General features: G+C 60.4%; 17 protein-coding genes and 1 pseudogene. 11 read left to right on the forward strand and 7 right to left on the reverse strand.

Going from position 1 to position 15,910, the window contains the following annotated elements; translation table 11 throughout:
• The 3 genes from scpB to rluB all read left to right on the forward strand — a co-directional run bounded on the left by scpB (window position 1) and on the right by rluB (window position 2,672).
• A complete protein-coding gene (gene scpB, locus AC0Z4S_RS20575) occupies window positions 1–972 on the forward strand; it encodes an SMC-Scp complex subunit ScpB (protein WP_485624401.1) in 972 nt (323 codons plus the stop codon).
• 144 nt (window positions 973–1,116) lie between these two features.
• On the forward strand, window positions 1,117–1,308 hold the full coding sequence (locus AC0Z4S_RS20580) for a DUF1289 domain-containing protein (protein ID WP_016771121.1): 192 nt from the start codon (window positions 1,117–1,119) through the stop codon (window positions 1,306–1,308).
• Between the two features lie 143 nt (window positions 1,309–1,451).
• Entirely contained in the window at window positions 1,452–2,672 is a 1,221-nt protein-coding gene (gene rluB, locus AC0Z4S_RS20585; protein ID WP_039761212.1) for a 23S rRNA pseudouridine(2605) synthase RluB, read from the forward strand.
• Between the two features lie 184 nt (window positions 2,673–2,856).
• Here rluB and AC0Z4S_RS20590 read toward each other — a convergent pair.
• Window positions 2,857–3,093, reverse strand: a pseudogene (locus AC0Z4S_RS20590) (hypothetical protein); the annotation flags it as partial.
• Between the two features lie 147 nt (window positions 3,094–3,240).
• Between AC0Z4S_RS20590 and AC0Z4S_RS20595 the strand changes: the two are divergent.
• The 3 genes from AC0Z4S_RS20595 (at window position 3,241) to arfB (ending at window position 5,842) form a co-directional block, all read left to right on the forward strand.
• Window positions 3,241–3,390, forward strand: a complete 150-nt coding sequence (locus AC0Z4S_RS20595) for a hypothetical protein (protein ID WP_485624402.1) — start codon at window positions 3,241–3,243, stop codon at window positions 3,388–3,390.
• A 433-nt stretch (window positions 3,391–3,823) separates the two neighbouring features.
• On the forward strand, window positions 3,824–5,236 hold the full coding sequence (locus AC0Z4S_RS20600; protein WP_485624403.1) for an amino acid permease: 1,413 nt from the start codon (window positions 3,824–3,826) through the stop codon (window positions 5,234–5,236).
• A gap of 192 nt (window positions 5,237–5,428) precedes the next feature.
• Window positions 5,429–5,842, forward strand: a complete 414-nt coding sequence (gene arfB, locus AC0Z4S_RS20605) for an alternative ribosome rescue aminoacyl-tRNA hydrolase ArfB (RefSeq protein WP_016771119.1) — start codon at window positions 5,429–5,431, stop codon at window positions 5,840–5,842.
• Here the strand turns inward: arfB and AC0Z4S_RS20610 are convergent.
• The 6 genes from AC0Z4S_RS20610 to phhA all read right to left on the reverse strand — a co-directional run bounded on the left by AC0Z4S_RS20610 (window position 5,839) and on the right by phhA (window position 10,242).
• Window positions 5,839–7,026 (reverse strand): MFS transporter, encoded by a 1,188-nt coding sequence (locus AC0Z4S_RS20610; protein WP_485624508.1) that lies wholly within the window; start codon window positions 7,024–7,026, stop codon window positions 5,839–5,841. The two genes, arfB and AC0Z4S_RS20610, sit on opposite strands and share 4 nt — an antisense overlap.
• A 112-nt stretch (window positions 7,027–7,138) precedes the next feature.
• Entirely contained in the window at window positions 7,139–7,321 is a 183-nt protein-coding gene (locus tag AC0Z4S_RS20615; protein ID WP_471880304.1) for a hypothetical protein, read from the reverse strand.
• A gap of 70 nt (window positions 7,322–7,391) precedes the next feature.
• Entirely contained in the window at window positions 7,392–7,523 is a 132-nt protein-coding gene (locus tag AC0Z4S_RS20620; RefSeq protein WP_016771117.1) for a hypothetical protein, read from the reverse strand.
• Window positions 7,524–7,784: 261 nt separating this feature from the next.
• Entirely contained in the window at window positions 7,785–8,978 is a 1,194-nt protein-coding gene (locus tag AC0Z4S_RS20625; protein WP_485624404.1) for an amino acid aminotransferase, read from the reverse strand.
• A complete protein-coding gene (locus AC0Z4S_RS20630; RefSeq protein WP_016771115.1) occupies window positions 8,978–9,334 on the reverse strand; it encodes a 4a-hydroxytetrahydrobiopterin dehydratase in 357 nt (118 codons plus the stop codon). Before AC0Z4S_RS20630 ends, AC0Z4S_RS20625 begins: the two co-directional genes overlap by 1 nt.
• Window positions 9,335–9,450: 116 nt before the next feature.
• The gene (gene phhA, locus AC0Z4S_RS20635; RefSeq protein ID WP_485624405.1) at window positions 9,451–10,242 is read right to left on the reverse strand and encodes a phenylalanine 4-monooxygenase; all 792 of its coding nucleotides are present in this window, start codon (window positions 10,240–10,242) and stop codon (window positions 9,451–9,453) included.
• A 392-nt stretch (window positions 10,243–10,634) separates the two neighbouring features.
• Between phhA and AC0Z4S_RS20640 the strand changes: the two genes are divergently transcribed.
• The 5 genes from AC0Z4S_RS20640 to AC0Z4S_RS20660 all read left to right on the forward strand — a co-directional run bounded on the left by AC0Z4S_RS20640 (window position 10,635) and on the right by AC0Z4S_RS20660 (window position 15,904).
• On the forward strand, window positions 10,635–12,197 hold the full coding sequence (locus AC0Z4S_RS20640; RefSeq protein WP_253500340.1) for a sigma-54-dependent transcriptional regulator: 1,563 nt from the start codon (window positions 10,635–10,637) through the stop codon (window positions 12,195–12,197).
• Between the two features lie 272 nt (window positions 12,198–12,469).
• Window positions 12,470–13,210, forward strand: a complete 741-nt coding sequence (locus AC0Z4S_RS20645) for a flagellar basal body rod protein FlgF (RefSeq protein ID WP_137216246.1) — start codon at window positions 12,470–12,472, stop codon at window positions 13,208–13,210.
• A gap of 45 nt (window positions 13,211–13,255) precedes the next feature.
• Window positions 13,256–14,041, forward strand: a complete 786-nt coding sequence (flgG, locus tag AC0Z4S_RS20650) for a flagellar basal-body rod protein FlgG (RefSeq protein WP_016771111.1) — start codon at window positions 13,256–13,258, stop codon at window positions 14,039–14,041.
• Window positions 14,042–14,092: 51 nt separating this feature from the next.
• The gene (flgH, locus tag AC0Z4S_RS20655; RefSeq protein ID WP_042607505.1) at window positions 14,093–14,788 is read left to right on the forward strand and encodes a flagellar basal body L-ring protein FlgH; all 696 of its coding nucleotides are present in this window, start codon (window positions 14,093–14,095) and stop codon (window positions 14,786–14,788) included.
• Window positions 14,789–14,815: 27 nt separating this feature from the next.
• Window positions 14,816–15,904, forward strand: a complete 1,089-nt coding sequence (locus AC0Z4S_RS20660) for a flagellar basal body P-ring protein FlgI (RefSeq protein WP_024012083.1) — start codon at window positions 14,816–14,818, stop codon at window positions 15,902–15,904.
• Window positions 15,905–15,910 lie beyond the last annotated feature (6 nt).

Below are 15,910 nucleotides of genomic sequence, written 5' to 3' on the forward strand. Positions count from 1 at the left end.
ATGAACCTGACTGAACCCCGCGAGCTGGCGCCCCTGCTTGAAGCCTTTCTGTTGGCCTCGGGAAAGCCGCAATCCCTCGAGCGCCTGTTTGAACTGTTCGAAGAAGGCGAGCGGCCGGAGCCGGCGGTCTTCAAGAAAGCCCTGACCCTGCTCGGCAAGTCCTGCGAGGGTCGCGCGTTCGAGCTCAAGGAAGTCTCGTCAGGCTATCGTTTGCAGATCCGCGAGAAGTTTTCGCCGTGGGTCGGCCGACTCTGGGAGGAGCGCCCACAGCGCTATTCCCGCGCCTTGCTGGAAACCATCGCGCTGATCGCCTATCGCCAACCGATCACCCGTGGCGAGATCGAAGACGTGCGTGGAGTCGCGGTCAACAGCAACATCGTCAAGACCTTGCTCGAGCGTGAGTGGATTCGCGTCGTCGGCTACCGCGACGTGCCGGGCAAACCGGCGATGTTCGCCACGACCAAGGCGTTTCTCGATCACTTCAACCTGAAAAACCTCGAAGACCTGCCGCCGCTGGCCGAATTGCGCGAAATGGAAGCCGAACCGGTGCTCGACTTCGACGACGCGCCGGTGCCGCAGAGTCTGCAGGAACTGGCCGACGCCAGCGCCGAGCCGGAGGAGGAAAAGGAAGAAACCAGTTTCCATTCGTTGTTGCTGGAGCTGGACAGTATGGAAGATGGGATCAAGACCGACTTCGACGACTTGCTGCGTGATGCGGTGGATGGCGAAGCGCCGGTGTCCGAGCCTGAGATTACTGAGCCGGTCGTGGAAGTTGAGGTGGAAGTTGAACTTGAAGCCGCGCCCGACGCCGAACCGGAAGAAGACATTTTAGGCGTCGCCGAAGCCCGGGAAAAACTCCTGGCCGCTGTCGCCGCCCTCGAACAGCCGGAAGCGGAACTCAGCGAAGAAGAAGCCGAAGCCCGCGCACTGGCCGAGGCGATCGAAGCCGAACGGCGCGAGTTCGACGACTGACCGAAATCCGGTGAACAATGACTTCCCCTGTGGGAGCGAGCTTGCTCGCGAAAACGGGGTGTCATTCAAAGATGATGTATCTGACATGCCGCCTTCGCGAGCAAGCTCGCTCCCACAGGGTTTAGCGTGAACCAGGAATATCAAATGAGTTCGACAAAAGACCCCTGCATCAGCCTCTGCAAATTCTCCGACGACATCTGCCTCGGCTGTGGCCGCAGCAAGCGCGAGATCAAGGCCTGGAAGAAGCTCGACAAGGACGACAAGCGCACCGTGCTGGCCGAAGCCGCGCTGCGCCTGATCAAACTCGGCGGTGCCGGTCGGCGGAAAAAGAAATAACCTCGCTGTGATCGACTAGTCTCTGATGCGCGACGGCGCACATCCGCGTATGATTCGCGACCCTTCGCCGATCCCTTCGGCCGAATACCCAGATTTCAATGCTTCAGGCGCCGCCTGAACAGACCACACCGGGAGGTGCCCAGATGAGTGACATCAATCAGAAAGACGACCAGGAAATCGGCCCAGCAGGCGAAAAGCTGCAGAAAGTCCTCGCCCGTATCGGCGTCGGCTCGCGCCGTGACGTCGAAGCCTGGATCAGCCAGGGCCGGATCAAGGTCAATGGCAAAGACGCCACCCTCGGCCTGCGCGTCGACATGCACGACGCCATTACCATCGATGGCAAGGTGATCAAGCGCGAAGAGGCCGCCGAATCGGTGCGTCGCGTGATCATGTACAACAAGCCCGACGGCGAGATCTGCACCCGTGACGACCCGGAAGGCCGTCCAACCGTGTTCGACAAGCTGCCGCGTCCGAAAGAAGGCCGCTGGATCAACATTGGCCGTCTCGACATCAACACCACCGGTCTGCTGATGTTCACCACCGACGGTGAGCTGGCCAACCGTCTGATGCACCCGTCCTACGAGATGGACCGTGAGTACGCTGTGCGTGTACGCGGTGAAGTCGACGACGAGATGATCGAACGCCTGAAGGCTGGCGTTGTGCTGGAAGACGGTCCGGCGCGTTTCACCGACATTCAACAGGCGCCGGGCGGTGAAGGCTTTAACCACTGGTACCACTGCGTGGTCATGGAAGGGCGTAATCGTGAAGTGCGTCGTCTGTGGGAATCGCAAGGTCTGGTGGTCAGCCGTCTGAAGCGTGTGCGCTTCGGTCCGGTGTTCCTCAACTCCGACCTGCCGATGGGCCGCTGGCGCGAAATGAGCCAGTACGAAGTTGACGTGCTCAGCGCCGAAGTTGGCCTGACGCCGGTGGCAATGCCGCAACTGAACGCCAAGAGCAAGGACAAGCTCGAGCGCATGCAGCGCAAATCGTCGCGGCCGATGGCCAAGACCGAGCGCGTGCGCACCCTGCGTCCAGCCGCTGGCGCACCGACCGGGCCACGCCCGGGCCGCGAGCCGCAGATCGAAGGCGAGCGTCCAGGTCGCAAGCCAGTCGCTCGTGACGGCGAGCGCGCACCGCGTCCGGCCAATGGTCGTACCGAGCGTGGCGAACGCGGCGCTCCTGCCGGTCGCGGTACGCCAGTGGCGGATCGCCCAGCCGACACCACCAACAAGCGCCCGGCCAAACCGGCGCCGAAGCGTCCGGGGATCAAGCTGGTCGACGGCGACAAGCCCTCGGGCAAGCGTCGCGGCGCACCGGCCGGCTCCGGTCAGCGCCCGGGTTTCGGTCGCAAAAAACCGGAGTGAGGCAGCTGTGAGTTTCTAGCAGCAGGCTGCAAGCTGAAGCAAAAACGCCAACCTCAGGGTTGGCGTTTTTTTGTCTGGCTCTCATATGCGGTGCGCTCACCCGTAGGAGCTGACGAGTGAAACGAGGCTGCGATCTTTTGATGTTGATTTTCAAGATCAAAAGATCGCAGCCTCGTTTCACTCGTCAGCTCCTACAGGGCTCATGCGGAGGCTGGAACACGAATCGTCCGTCAAACACCGGCTTGTCATCCAGCGCCAACACCCCGCCAGAAAAGATCAGGCCCAGGTGATGGCTGCCCTTGGCTCCACCGCCCAGGCCGAGATGCAGCCCACAGTGCCGCTCCTCAAACCCGGCGTTGCGCGCATACAGATCTTTCACGCCTTCGTTGGTGCCAATCCCCAGTTCCTCAATCCGCCGATTCCACAAAAAACTGGGTGACTGAATTCGATAGCAAGCTAGCTACCGTCTAGATGCAGACATCCTTCAGAAATTTCTGATTCGGAAAATTTACGTTACGGGGTGTAAAGAAAAGCTGACGATCGGGCGCGGTCTATACGGTGCTTTCACATGTTGCGCGCGCTTGTAAGGAAAAGCTTCCGTACGCCGTTCGATCTGACGCTGCGCGAGGCTCTGGGGCGCTTGTTTCCGTTGTGCAGGCGAGGTGTGATGCGCGGCATGCCTGTCGTGCAGGCGAATAACAAGAAGGAGGCGCAATGAACGCCGCGACTGATTTCCACTTCTCCCCGTGGGACGGTTTTCTCCTCGTCCCCGTCGATGGCCCGCAAAGGCCTGACTCATATTTTGCAGCCGCTCGAGACTGTCGAGGCGGACACACGCAATCCCGGCAACCGACACGCTGATCAGGCGGGTCTGGCAGCAGGGGGTTAGCGGTGTACAATGCGCCGCGTTTTAACTGTGACCCTCTGCGTAATCGCAAAAATCTCGAGGCTACCCGCCTTGTTCACTCCGCCGCGCCACAAGCGTGCCGGGTTCGATTTCGTCACAGATAAAAACAAACAGGTGACGCATGACCGTTGTAAATGAGCTGAACTCCTGGTGCCTGCGCTGGGGTTTGATCGGGGCTGCCTGAAATCGCAACCTTGCAGCAACGTCTACTGAACATCATCAAACCTTGCGTGAGACCTTTTTCATGAGTGGACAACCCTCGCAGTCAGGCGAGCTTAAACGCGGCCTGAAAAATCGCCATATTCAACTGATCGCCCTCGGTGGCGCGATTGGTACCGGATTGTTCCTCGGCTCGGCCGGGGTACTGAAATCCGCCGGCCCGTCGATGATCCTCGGCTACGCCATCTGCGGCTTCATCGCCTTCATGATCATGCGCCAGCTCGGCGAAATGATCGTCGAAGAGCCGGTGGCCGGTTCCTTCAGCCATTTCGCGCATAAATACTGGGGCGGTTTCGCCGGTTTCCTCTCGGGCTGGAACTGCTGGATTCTGTACATTCTGGTGGGCATGTCCGAGCTGACCGCGGTCGGCAAGTACATTCACTACTGGGCGCCGGACATCCCTACCTGGGCCTCCGCTGCGGCATTCTTTGTATTGATCAACGCGATCAACCTGGCCAACGTCAAAGTCTTCGGTGAAGCCGAATTCTGGTTTGCGATCATCAAGGTCGTGGCCATCGTCGGCATGATTGCCCTGGGCAGCTACCTGCTGGTCAGCGGTCACGGCGGTCCGCAAGCCTCGGTGAGCAACCTGTGGTCCCACGGCGGGTTCTTCCCCAACGGCGTGAGCGGTCTGGTCATGGCCATGGCGATCATCATGTTCTCCTTCGGTGGTCTGGAAATGCTCGGTTTCACTGCTGCTGAAGCCGACAAACCGAAAACCGTGATCCCGAAAGCGATCAACCAGGTGATCTACCGCATCCTGATTTTCTACATCGGCGCGCTGGTAATCCTGCTGTCGCTGACGCCGTGGGACAGCCTGCTGGAAACCCTTAACGCGTCCGGCGATTCCTACAGCGGCAGCCCGTTCGTGCAAGTGTTCTCGATGCTCGGCAGCAATACCGCCGCGCACATCCTCAACTTCGTCGTACTGACCGCCGCGTTGTCGGTGTACAACAGCGGCACCTACTGCAACAGCCGCATGCTGCTGGGCATGGCCGAGCAGGGCGATGCGCCGAAAGGTTTGGCGAAGATCGACAAGCGCGGCGTGCCGGTGCGTTCGATTCTGGCTTCGGCGGCAGTGACCCTGGTTGCGGTGCTGCTCAACTACCTGATCCCGCAACATGCGCTGGAACTGCTGATGTCGCTGGTGGTTGCAACGCTGGTGATCAACTGGGCGATGATCAGCTACTCGCACTTCAAGTTCCGCCAGCACATGAACCAGACCAAACAGACGCCGCTGTTCAAGGCACTGTGGTACCCGTACGGCAACTTCGTCTGCCTGGCGTTCGTGGTGTTCATCCTCGGCGTGATGCTGTTGATTCCGGGGATTCAGATCTCGGTCTACGCGATTCCGGTGTGGGTGGTGTTCATGTGGGTCTGCTACCTGATCAAGAACAAGCGCAGTGTGCAGCCAGTGGTGGCTGCAACGGCGAAATAACCGCGCATGCAGAAACGACAAACCCGGCCAGAGTGCCGGGTTTGTTGTTTATGTACAGGTACATGTAGGAGCTGCCGAAGGCTGCGATCTTTTGATCTGTTTTTAAAGATCAAGATCAAAAGATCGCAGCCTTCGGCAGCTCCTACAACGCTCATGGCGTATCCTGCATTTACTGATTACGGACGCTTTTCCATGCTGGTGATTTCCAACAATGTGCATCTGCCGGATGCCGAGATCGAGTTGACCGCCATCCGCGCGCAAGGCGCGGGTGGGCAGAACGTCAACAAGGTTTCCAGCGCCATGCACCTGCGCTTCGACATTCCCAACTCATCGTTACCGGAGTTTTATAAGGAACGTCTGCTGGCGCTGCGCGACAGCCGTATCACCAGCGACGGCGTGCTGATCATCAAGGCGCAGCAATATCGCACCCAGGAAGCCAACCGCGCCGATGCGCTGGAGCGGCTGGTCGAGCTGATTCTCAGCGCCACCAAAGTGGAAAAGAAACGCCGCCCGACCAAGCCGACCCTCGGCTCGAAGAAGCGTCGGCTGGAGTCGAAAACCAAGCGCGGCAGCATCAAGGCCGGGCGCGGCAAAGTGGATTTTTAAGCCTCGCGGTATTTTGCCGTGTGCCTATACAGATAGACGCTCAGACCAAGCCCGCTCAACGCCGCAAATGCGGCGAACAGAAAGATCGAAGCAAAGCCGAACCCTGCGGCAATTGCCCCGGCCAATGGCCCGGTGATCCCCAGCGACAAGTCGATGAACAGTGAATAGGCACCGACCGCCGCGCCACGGCTCGAAGCTGGCACCAGATTCACCGCCTCCACGCCCAGTGCCGGGAATACCAGCGAGAAGCCAAAGCCGCTCAGCGCCGCGCCGGCCAAGGCCCAATGCGCATCCGGTGCGATCCACAACAGCAACAGCCCCAAGGTTTCCACCGACAGGCAGGCGATAGCCACGCGGAAACCGCCGAGGCGGTTGATCAGGTTGCCGAACAGCAGCCGCGCGCCGATAAAGCTGGCGCCGAACAGGCTCAGGCACAGCACCGCGTTGTCCCAATGCTGGGTTGCGTAATACAGGGTGATGAAGGTGGCGATGGTGCCGAAGCCAATCGAGCCCAGCGCCAGTCCGCAGCCGTGAGGGAAGACTTTGCCCAGCACGTGCATGAACGGCAGACGTTCACCGGCGACGATCGGCGCCGCGGTCTTCGGCCATGCCAGCGCGAGGCCGAGCAGGGCGAGGAGGATGATGCTCACGCCCATGCTCCACAAGCCCAGCCGGCTCACCAGCCACACACCGAACGGCGCGCCGATCGCCAGAGCGCCGTAACTGGCGATGCCGTTCCAGGAAATCACTTTCGCGGTATTCGCTGCGCCTACGCGACCGATGCCCCAACCAATCGAGCCGGAACCGACCAGACTCTCAGCGCTGCCCAGTACCAGACGGCCAATCAACAGGCTGATCAGGCTGAGCAGCGGCAGGTTCGGCGTCCACGCGGAAATCAGCATGAACACACCGCTCAAGCCGCAACCCGCGAGGCCAATCATCACCGCGTGCTTGCTGCCCTGGTTGTCGATGATCTTGCCGGCATACGGACGGCTGAGCAGGGTGGCGAGGTATTGCACACTGATCACCAGGCCGGCAATCACCGCACCGAAACCAAGGTCACTGTGAACGTAGCCCGGCAACACGGCGAGCGGAATGCCGATGTTCAGGTAACCAATAAAGGTGAAAAGGACGATGGAAACCACTTGCAGCGTAACCGCCAGCGGGCGCTGGGGCTCGGATATAGACGACATGGGTAACGATCCACGGGAGCAGCAGATTAGATAGGCTGCTCATGATACCGGCGTGAACCGTTCAGGGGCGGGGAAAAGTAAAACTATTTGCCGGGCGGCGCTTTCAGGATTTCGCAGGGGCGACCAGTTGCGTGGTGACGAGGGCGGCGAGGGCGTTCTCTTCGCTGCCGAAACGTTCGAGCAGGGCAGCCTGTTTCGCAGGGGGAAGGCGATTCCAGATCTCGATCATTTTCTCGGTGGCGCCGATCAGTACGGCAGCTTGGCTTTCAGAGAATTCGTCGGTCATGGCGGGCTCGGGTTTCAGGCAGTGTGGAAAGCGCATGTTAGCGCTTTCCACACGGTCTGTACGGCGGGTCTTACTCTTCGCTGTCGGCTTTGCGGCTGTCAGCGGCTTCTTGCGGCTCGGGCTTTTCAGCGCCGGCGTGTTGCGGGGTCGTCTGCTCAGGTACGTGCAGGCTCGGGAAGGGGAGATTGGGAATCTCGTGCATGGTTGCGCTCCTCGCTAAGTCTGTTGATAGATCAGGTGCTCCGCGCTTTTACAAAGCTTGCGCAGGATACAGCAGGAAAAATGACAATCAGACTTTTAATTCAAATTAATGCGACAGATGGCCGCAGGGAGGAAGCCAGAAGGTCACCGCAGAAACAAATGTAGGAGCTGCCGAAGGCTGCGATCTTTTGATTCTGCTTTTAAATACAAGATCAAAAGATCGCAGCCTTCGGCAGCTCCTACAGGTTATTGCAGTGTCTGACTATTTGCAGGCGTCGGCGATGGCGTCGGCCAGCGATGCGAGGCGGGTGGCGTCGATGCCGGCGACGTTGGCCCGGCCGGAGCTGACCATGTACACACTGTGGCGTTCGCGCAGGTGCTTCACCTGTTCCGGCGACAGGCCGGTGTAGGAGAACATCCCGCGTTGCACACCAATGTGCGCAAAACGCTCGCGCAAACCATGCGGTTCCAGCGCCTCGACCAGGCCGCTGCGCAACTGCGCGATACGCATACGCATGGCTTCCACTTCATCGGCCCAGCGCGCTTTCAGCTCTGGGTCGGCGAGGATGGTCGCGACCACTGCCGCGCCGTGGTCCGGCGGTGTCGACCACAAATTGCGGGCGATGTTGGCCAGTTGACTGCGGATGTCGATCAGCTTGTCAGCGCTGGTCGCGCAGACGATCAGCGCACCCGTGCGATCGCGATACAGACCGAAATTCTTCGAGCAGGAACTGGTGATCAACAGCTCCGGCACTTCGGCCGCGAACAGCCTGGTCGACCAGGCGTCCTGATCGAGGCCATCGCCAAAACCCTGATAAGCGAAGTCGATCAGCGGCAGCAGATCGCGGCTGCGCACCACTTCCAGCACGCGCTTCCAGTCGTCATGGCTCAGGTCGAAACCGGTCGGGTTGTGGCAGCACGCATGCAACAGCACCACGTCGCCCTTCGGCACTTCCCTCAGCACGGCGAGCATGGCTTCGATGTCGAGGCGGTTGTCGCTGCCGACGTACGGGTAGTGGCTGACCTTGACCTTGGCAGCGGCGAAAATGGTTTCGTGGATCGGCCAGGTCGGGTTGCTCAACCACACACCTTTGCCCGGCAGGCATTGGGCGATGAAGTCGGCAGCCAGGCGCAGGGCTCCGGTGCCGCCCGGGGTCTGGGTGGCGCCGGCGCGTTGTTCGGTGATCAGTTGCGAGTCGGCACCGAGTACCAACTCATTGATGACCTTGCCGAACAGCGGATTGCCGTGGCCACCGATGTAGGTCTTGGTGTCCTGGCTTTCGACCAGCCGCGCTTCGGCGATTTTCACTGCTTCCGGGATCGGCGTCAGGCCCTGGGCGTCCTTGTAGACGCCAACGCCGAGGTCGAACTTGCGCGGATTGGCATCCTGCGCATAGGCCTCCATCAAACCGAGGATCGGATCGCCGGGGACCCGGCCGATGGCGTCGAAGTGCATTACTTGCGTCCTTCTGCGGTCTTCGCCACTTCGTCAGTGCGCGCAGCCATGATGAAGTCGTTGCGGTGCAGGCCTTTGATCGAGTGGCTCCACCAGGTCACGGTGACTTTGCCCCATTCGGTCAACAGGCCCGGGTGGTGACCTTCGGCTTCGGAGATTTCGCCCACGGCGTTGGTGAACGCCAGCGCGTGTTTGAAGTTCTTGAACAGGAAAACCTTCTCCAGCTGCATGATGCCGTCGCGTACTTCGATGTTCCAGTCAGGGATCTGCTTGATCAGGATCGGCAGTTCTTCGTCGCTGACTTGTGGCGCATCGGCGCGGCAGGCTTCGCAGTGGGCTTGGTTCAAAGTCGACATGGTGTATTCCTGAAAACGAGTGTGTTTTTTTATTAAAGCGCGTGTGCCGTCAATGTCGTCACGCTAAAGCAAAGTGGCGGCGACGCACAGGCGCAATTGTCAGTAAAAGTCGCGGTTCAGGCGGCTTTGGGTTTCGGCGGAAATTTCGGCGCATGCAAGCCCAGCTGCATGCCTTGGCGAACCATGGCCATGATGTCCTCATGGGCGACATCGAACAGGCGCTTGAGATTCGGCAAGACGAAGTACAGCGGTTGCAGGATGTCGATGCGATACGGCGTGCGCATGGCTTCAAGCGGATCGAAAACCTGATGTTCAGGCTCGTCCGACAGGCAATAAACGCTTTCTTTCGGCGAGGACAGAATCCCGCCACCGTAAATGCGCTTGCCCTGCGGGGTGTCGACCAGACCGAATTCGATGGTCATCCAGTACAACCGCGCCAAGTACACGCGCTCTTCCTTGGTCGCCTGCAGACCGAGCTTGCCGTAGGTGTGGGTGAACTCGGCGAAATACGGGTTGGTCAGCAGTGGGCAGTGGCCAAAGATCTCGTGAAAGATATCCGGCTCTTGCAGGTAGTCGAGTTCTTCGCGGGTGCGAATGAACGTGGCGACAGGAAATTGCTTGCTGGCGAGCAATTCAAAGAACGTCTGAAAAGGAATCAGCGCCGGCACCCGGGCAACCTGCCAGCCAGTGGTCTCGCCGAGGACTTTGTTGATCTCGGCCAGTTGCGGGATGCGGTCGTGGGGCAGACCGAGTTTTTCGATACCGCCCAGGTATTCCTGGCACGCGCGACCTTCAATCACCTTCAACTGGCGAGTGATCAGCGTGTTCCACACCGCATGTTCTTCGGCGGGGTAGTCGATAAAACCTTGCGCATCGGGCTCGCGAGCCACGTATTGCGTCTGCTTCATGCTGCTCTCCTGCTAGGAAATTCGTTTTTGTTATGTCCAGCGATGGGTTAAGGAATACCCGAGAGTGGTCGGGCATGCAGCATGTTTAGCCGTGTGTGCGTAGGAAAATTCTGCTGGTTTCGTAAAGTTATCGTTACGCTTTGTCGGTTAATGCGCATTTACGGCGATTGGCGGGTTTGAAAAGGGCGGTGGCTGTCACATAATCTTGACAACTATCTGCGTGCCTCGATAGAAAACTCTGCATCAAGCGCGCCACAAAACCCTGTGGGAGCGAGCCTGCTCGCGAAAGCGGTCTGGCTGAAACATCGATATCGGATGTGACGCCGCCTTCGCGAGCAGGCTCGCTCCCACAAGGGAATGTGTTCACCTCTCAAACCTGTCGGGCCTTTTCTATGCGCATCAAAGTCCACTGCCAGAACCGCATCGGCATCCTGCGCGACATTCTCAATCTGCTGGTGGCGTACGGGATCAACGTCGCGCGCGGCGAGGTGGGTGGTGAGCATGGCAATGCGATCTATCTGCACTGTCCGAACCTGATCAACATCCAGTTCCAGGCGCTGCGGCCGAAGTTCGAGGCGATTGGCGGAGTATTCGGGGTCAAGCGCGTCGGCCTGATGCCCAGCGAACGCCGGCATATGGAATTGAATGCGTTGCTCGGCGCGCTGGAGTTTCCGGTGCTGTCGATCGACATGGGCGGCTCGATCGTGGCGGCCAACCGCGCGGCGGCGCAGTTGCTCGGGGTGCGCGTCGATGAAGTGCCGGGGATTCCGCTGTCGCGGTACGCCGAGGATTTCGACCTGCCGGAACTGGTGCGCGCCAACAAATCGCGAATCAACGGTATGCGGGTCAAGGTCAAGGGCGACATCTTCCTCGCCGATATCGCACCGCTGCAATCAGAGCATGACGACAGCGAGGCCATGGCCGGCGCGGTGCTGACCCTGCACCGCGCCGATCGCGTCGGCGAGCGTATCTACAATGTGCGCAAGCAGGAATTGCGCGGCTTCGACAGTATCTTCCAGAGCTCGAAAGTCATGGCCGCCGTGGTCCGCGAAGCGCGACGCATGGCGCCGCTGGATGCGCCGCTATTAATAGAAGGCGAAACCGGCACCGGCAAGGAACTGCTCGCGCGCGCCTGTCACCTCGCGAGTCCGCGTGGGCAGTCGCCGTTGATGGCGCTCAACTGCGCCGGGTTGCCGGAGTCGATGGCCGAGACCGAACTGTTCGGCTACGGCCCAGGCGCCTTCGAAGGTGCACGGGCCGAAGGCAAGCTCGGCCTGCTGGAGTTGACCGCTGGCGGCACGCTGTTTCTCGATGGTGTCGGCGAGATGAGCCCGCGCTTGCAGGTCAAATTGCTGCGTTTTCTTCAGGACGGCTGCTTCCGTCGTGTCGGCAGCGATGAAGAGGTGTATCTCGACGTGCGGGTGATCTGCGCCACCCAGGTAGACTTGTCCGAATTGTGCGCGCGCGGCGAGTTTCGTCAGGATCTCTATCACCGCTTGAACGTGCTGTCGCTGCACATTCCGCCGTTGCGCGAATGCCTCGACGGTTTGACGCCGCTGGTTGAACACTTCCTCGATCAGGCCAGTCGGCAGATCGGCTGCCCGCTGCCGAAACTCGCCCCGGCGGCGATGGAGCGGCTCAGCCATTACCACTGGCCGGGCAACGTGCGGCAACTGGAGAACGTGCTGTTTCAGGCGGTTTCATTGTGCGACGGCGGTAAGGTCAAGGCCGAGCATATCCGTCTGCCGGATTACGGCGTGCGTCAGCCGCTTGGTGATTTTTCCCTGGATGGAAATCTCGACGAGATCGTCGGGCGCTTCGAGAAAGCGGTGCTGGAGCGCTTGTATTCCGAACACCCGAGCAGTCGGCAACTGGGCAAACGGCTCGGTGTTTCGCACACCACGATTGCCAACAAGCTGCGTGAGTATGAGGTTGGCAAAGACAGCGAAGCTTAAGATCAAAAGATCGCAGCCTTCGGCAGCTCCTACATTTGGAACGCGGTTCCCTGTAGGAGCTGCGGAACGCTGCGATCTTTTGCTCTCTTGCCGCGAAGCGGCATGACACCGCCGGTTTTTCGTCTTCTGCACATTTCAGATTCCCCCTCCAATCCCCTCAAGCCCCCTGTTTACCGGGCCTTCGCCCGCCAATAAAAAGTTGGTCTGCAAATTGCTTATGGCTGAGCAGTACAGCGGTGGGCGGCAAACGTCCGGCATGCAGAGGAAACACAGTGGACAAGTACCTTTATGTGGCAATGACCGGCGCCAGCCAGAACGCACTGGCGCAGCGGGCGCATGCCAACAACCTGGCGAACATCTCCACCAACGGCTTCCAGCGCGACCTCGAGCAGGCGCGGTCGATGCCGGTGTTTGGTGACAGCTTTCCGGCGCGCGCGTTTGCCATGAGCGAACGTCCCGCCACCGACTTCACCCCGGGCTCGCTGGTGCAGACCGGTCGGGACCTCGACGTTGCGGTCACCGGCAACGGTTTCATCGCCGTGCAGAACCCTAATGGCGGCGAAAGCTACGTGCGCACCGGCAGCCTCAACATCGACGCCCTCGGCGTACTGCGCGCCGGCAACGGCATGCCGGTGATCGGTAATGGCGGCCCGATCGCCGTGCCGCCCGAGCAGCAGGTCGAGGTCGGCGAAGACGGCACCATCAGCATTCGCGCGATGGGCGAGGGCCCACGCGTCATGGCCGAAGTCGACCGGATCAAGCTGGTCAACCCGGACATCAAGAACATGAACAAAGGTCTCGACGGTTCGATTTACACCAAGGACGGCCAGCCGGCGCAAGCCGACGCCAACGTCAAACTGGTCTCGGGTTTCCTTGAATCGAGCAACGTCAATGCCGTGGAAGAAATGACTTCGGTGCTGGCCCTGGCCAAGCAGTTCGAGTTGCACGTCAAGATGATGAACACCGCCAAAGACGACGACCAGGCCATGGCTCGGGTCTTGCAGATCAGCTAATTATCAGAACGTCGCGCCGTAAAACAGGCGCACGAGGAGAATCGAATGCTTCCGGCTCTATGGGTTGCCAAAACCGGTCTGTCCGCCCAGGACACCAACCTGACCACCATTTCCAACAACCTGGCGAACGTCTCGACCACGGGTTTCAAACGTGACCGTGCCGAGTTCCAGGACCTGCTGTACCAGATCAAGCGTCAGCCAGGCGCCCAGTCGACCCAGGACAGCGAACTGCCGTCGGGTCTGCAAGTGGGTACCGGTGTGCGCATTGTCGGCACCCAGAAAAACTTCACCGCCGGCAGCCTGCAAACCACCGAGCAGCCGCTGGACATGGCCATCGACGGTCGCGGTTTCTTCCAGATCCTGCAGCCGGATGGCACCACGTCCTACACCCGTGACGGTACGTTCCACCTCGACTCCAATGGCCAGATCGTCAACGCCAGCGGTTTCGCTCTGGAACCGGCGATCATCATCCCGAACGATGCGCAGACCTTCACTGTCGGCCGTGACGGCACCGTGTCGATCACCATCGCCGGCAACCCGGCTTCGCAAGTGATCGGCAACCTGCAGACCGCCGACTTCATCAACCCGGCCGGCCTGCAAGCCGTGGGCAACAACCTGTTCCTGGAAACCGCTGCTTCCGGCGCGCCGCAAATCGGCACTCCAGGCCTGAACGGTTTCGGTACCACGCTGCAGAACACCCTGGAAACTTCCAACGTCAGCACCGTTGAAGAGATGGTCAACATGATCACCACTCAACGCGCCTACGAGATGAACTCCAAGGTGATCTCCACCGCCGACCAGATGCTCTCGTTCGTAACGCAGAATCTGTAATCCAGTCTATGGGGCGGCCTGAGGTCGCCAGCAACACCGTGAGGTAGGGTCATGAAGCGCTTTGTATCTGTTCTGGCATTGGGTGGGGTCGTCTCGCTCGCGGGCTGCGTCGCTCCGGCGCCCAAGCCCAATGACCCTTACTACGCCCCGGTGTTGCCGCGCACACCGTTGCCGGCGGCCGCCAATAACGGCTCGATCTATCAGGCCGGCTTCGAGCAGAACCTGTACAGCGACCGCAAGGCGTTCCGGGTCGGTGACATCATCACCATCACCCTGAACGAGCGCACCCAGGCGAGCAAGAACGCCAACTCGCAGATGGACAAGAACAGCGACAACAAGATCGGTCTGACCTCGTTGTTCGGCTCCAGCCTGACCACCAACAACCCGATCGGTGGCAACGACCTGAGTCTCAACGCCGGCTACAGCGCCGACCGTTCGACCAAGGGCGACGCCAAGTCCGGGCAGAGCAACAGCCTGACCGGCTCGATCACCGTGACCGTGGCCGACGTGCTGCCCAACGGCATCATCGCCGTGCGTGGCGAGAAGTGGCTGACGCTCAACACCGGTGACGAACTGGTGCGCATCGCCGGCATGGTCCGCGCCGATGACATCGCGACCGACAACACCGTGTCGTCGACCCGCGTCGCCGATGCGCGCATCACCTACTCGGGTACCGGCGCGTTTGCCGATACGAGTCAGCCAGGCTGGTTCGACCGTTTCTTCCTCAGCCCGCTGTTCCCTTTCTAGGTGGCTACGTTGAATCTGAAAAGCCTTATGGTGGCCGCATTACTGATGTCTGCGGCCTTCACCGCACACGCCGAGCGGCTGAAAGACATCGCCAGCATTTCCGGCGTGCGCTCCAACCAATTGATCGGTTATGGCCTGGTGGTCGGGCTTAACGGCACGGGTGACCAGACGACGCAGACCCCGTTCACCCTGCAGACCTTCAACAACATGCTCTCGCAGTTCGGCATCAAGGTGCCGCCGGGATCGGGCAACGTGCAGCTGAAGAACGTTGCGGCGGTGTCGGTGAGTGCCGATCTGCCGGCGTTTGCCAAACCGGGTCAGCAGGTCGATATCACCGTGTCCTCGATCGGTAACTCCAAGAGCCTGCGCGGCGGCACCTTGCTGCTGACGCCGCTCAAGGGGATCGACGGCAACGTCTATGCGATTGCTCAGGGCAACCTGGTGGTCGGCGGTTTCGATGCCGAAGGTCGTGACGGTTCGAAGATTACCGTCAACGTTCCGTCGGCCGGTCGCATCCCTGGCGGTGCGTCGGTGGAACGTGCGGTGCCGAGCGGTTTCAACCAGGGCAACAGCCTGACGCTGAACCTCAACCGCTCCGACTTCACCACCGCCAAGCGCATCGTCGACAAGGTCAACGACATGCTCGGCCCTGGCGTTGCGCAAGCCATCGACGGCGGTTCGGTGCGCGTGACTGCGCCACTGGATCCGAGCCAGCGCGTCGACTACCTGTCGATCCTGGAAAACCTCGAAATCGATCCGGGTCAGGCGGTGGCGAAAGTCATCATCAACTCGCGCACCGGCACCATCGTCATCGGCCAGAACGTGAAAGTGTCGCCAGCCGCCGTGACTCACGGCAGCCTGACCGTGACCATCACCGAAGATCCGATCGTCAGTCAGCCGGGCCCGCTGTCCAACGGCCAGACCGCCGTCGTGCCGCGCTCGCGGGTGAATGCCGAACAGGAAGCCAAACCGATGTTCAAGTTCGGCCCGGGCACCACCCTCGACGAGATCGTCCGTGCGGTGAACCAGGTCGGCGCGGCACCGGGTGACCTGATGGCGATTCTCGAAGCTCTGAAGCAGGCCGGCGCATTGCAAGCCGACCTGATCGTGATCTGAGGCCGG

The organism is Pseudomonas sp. 1L-B-1-E-C1, from assembly GCF_057291835.1.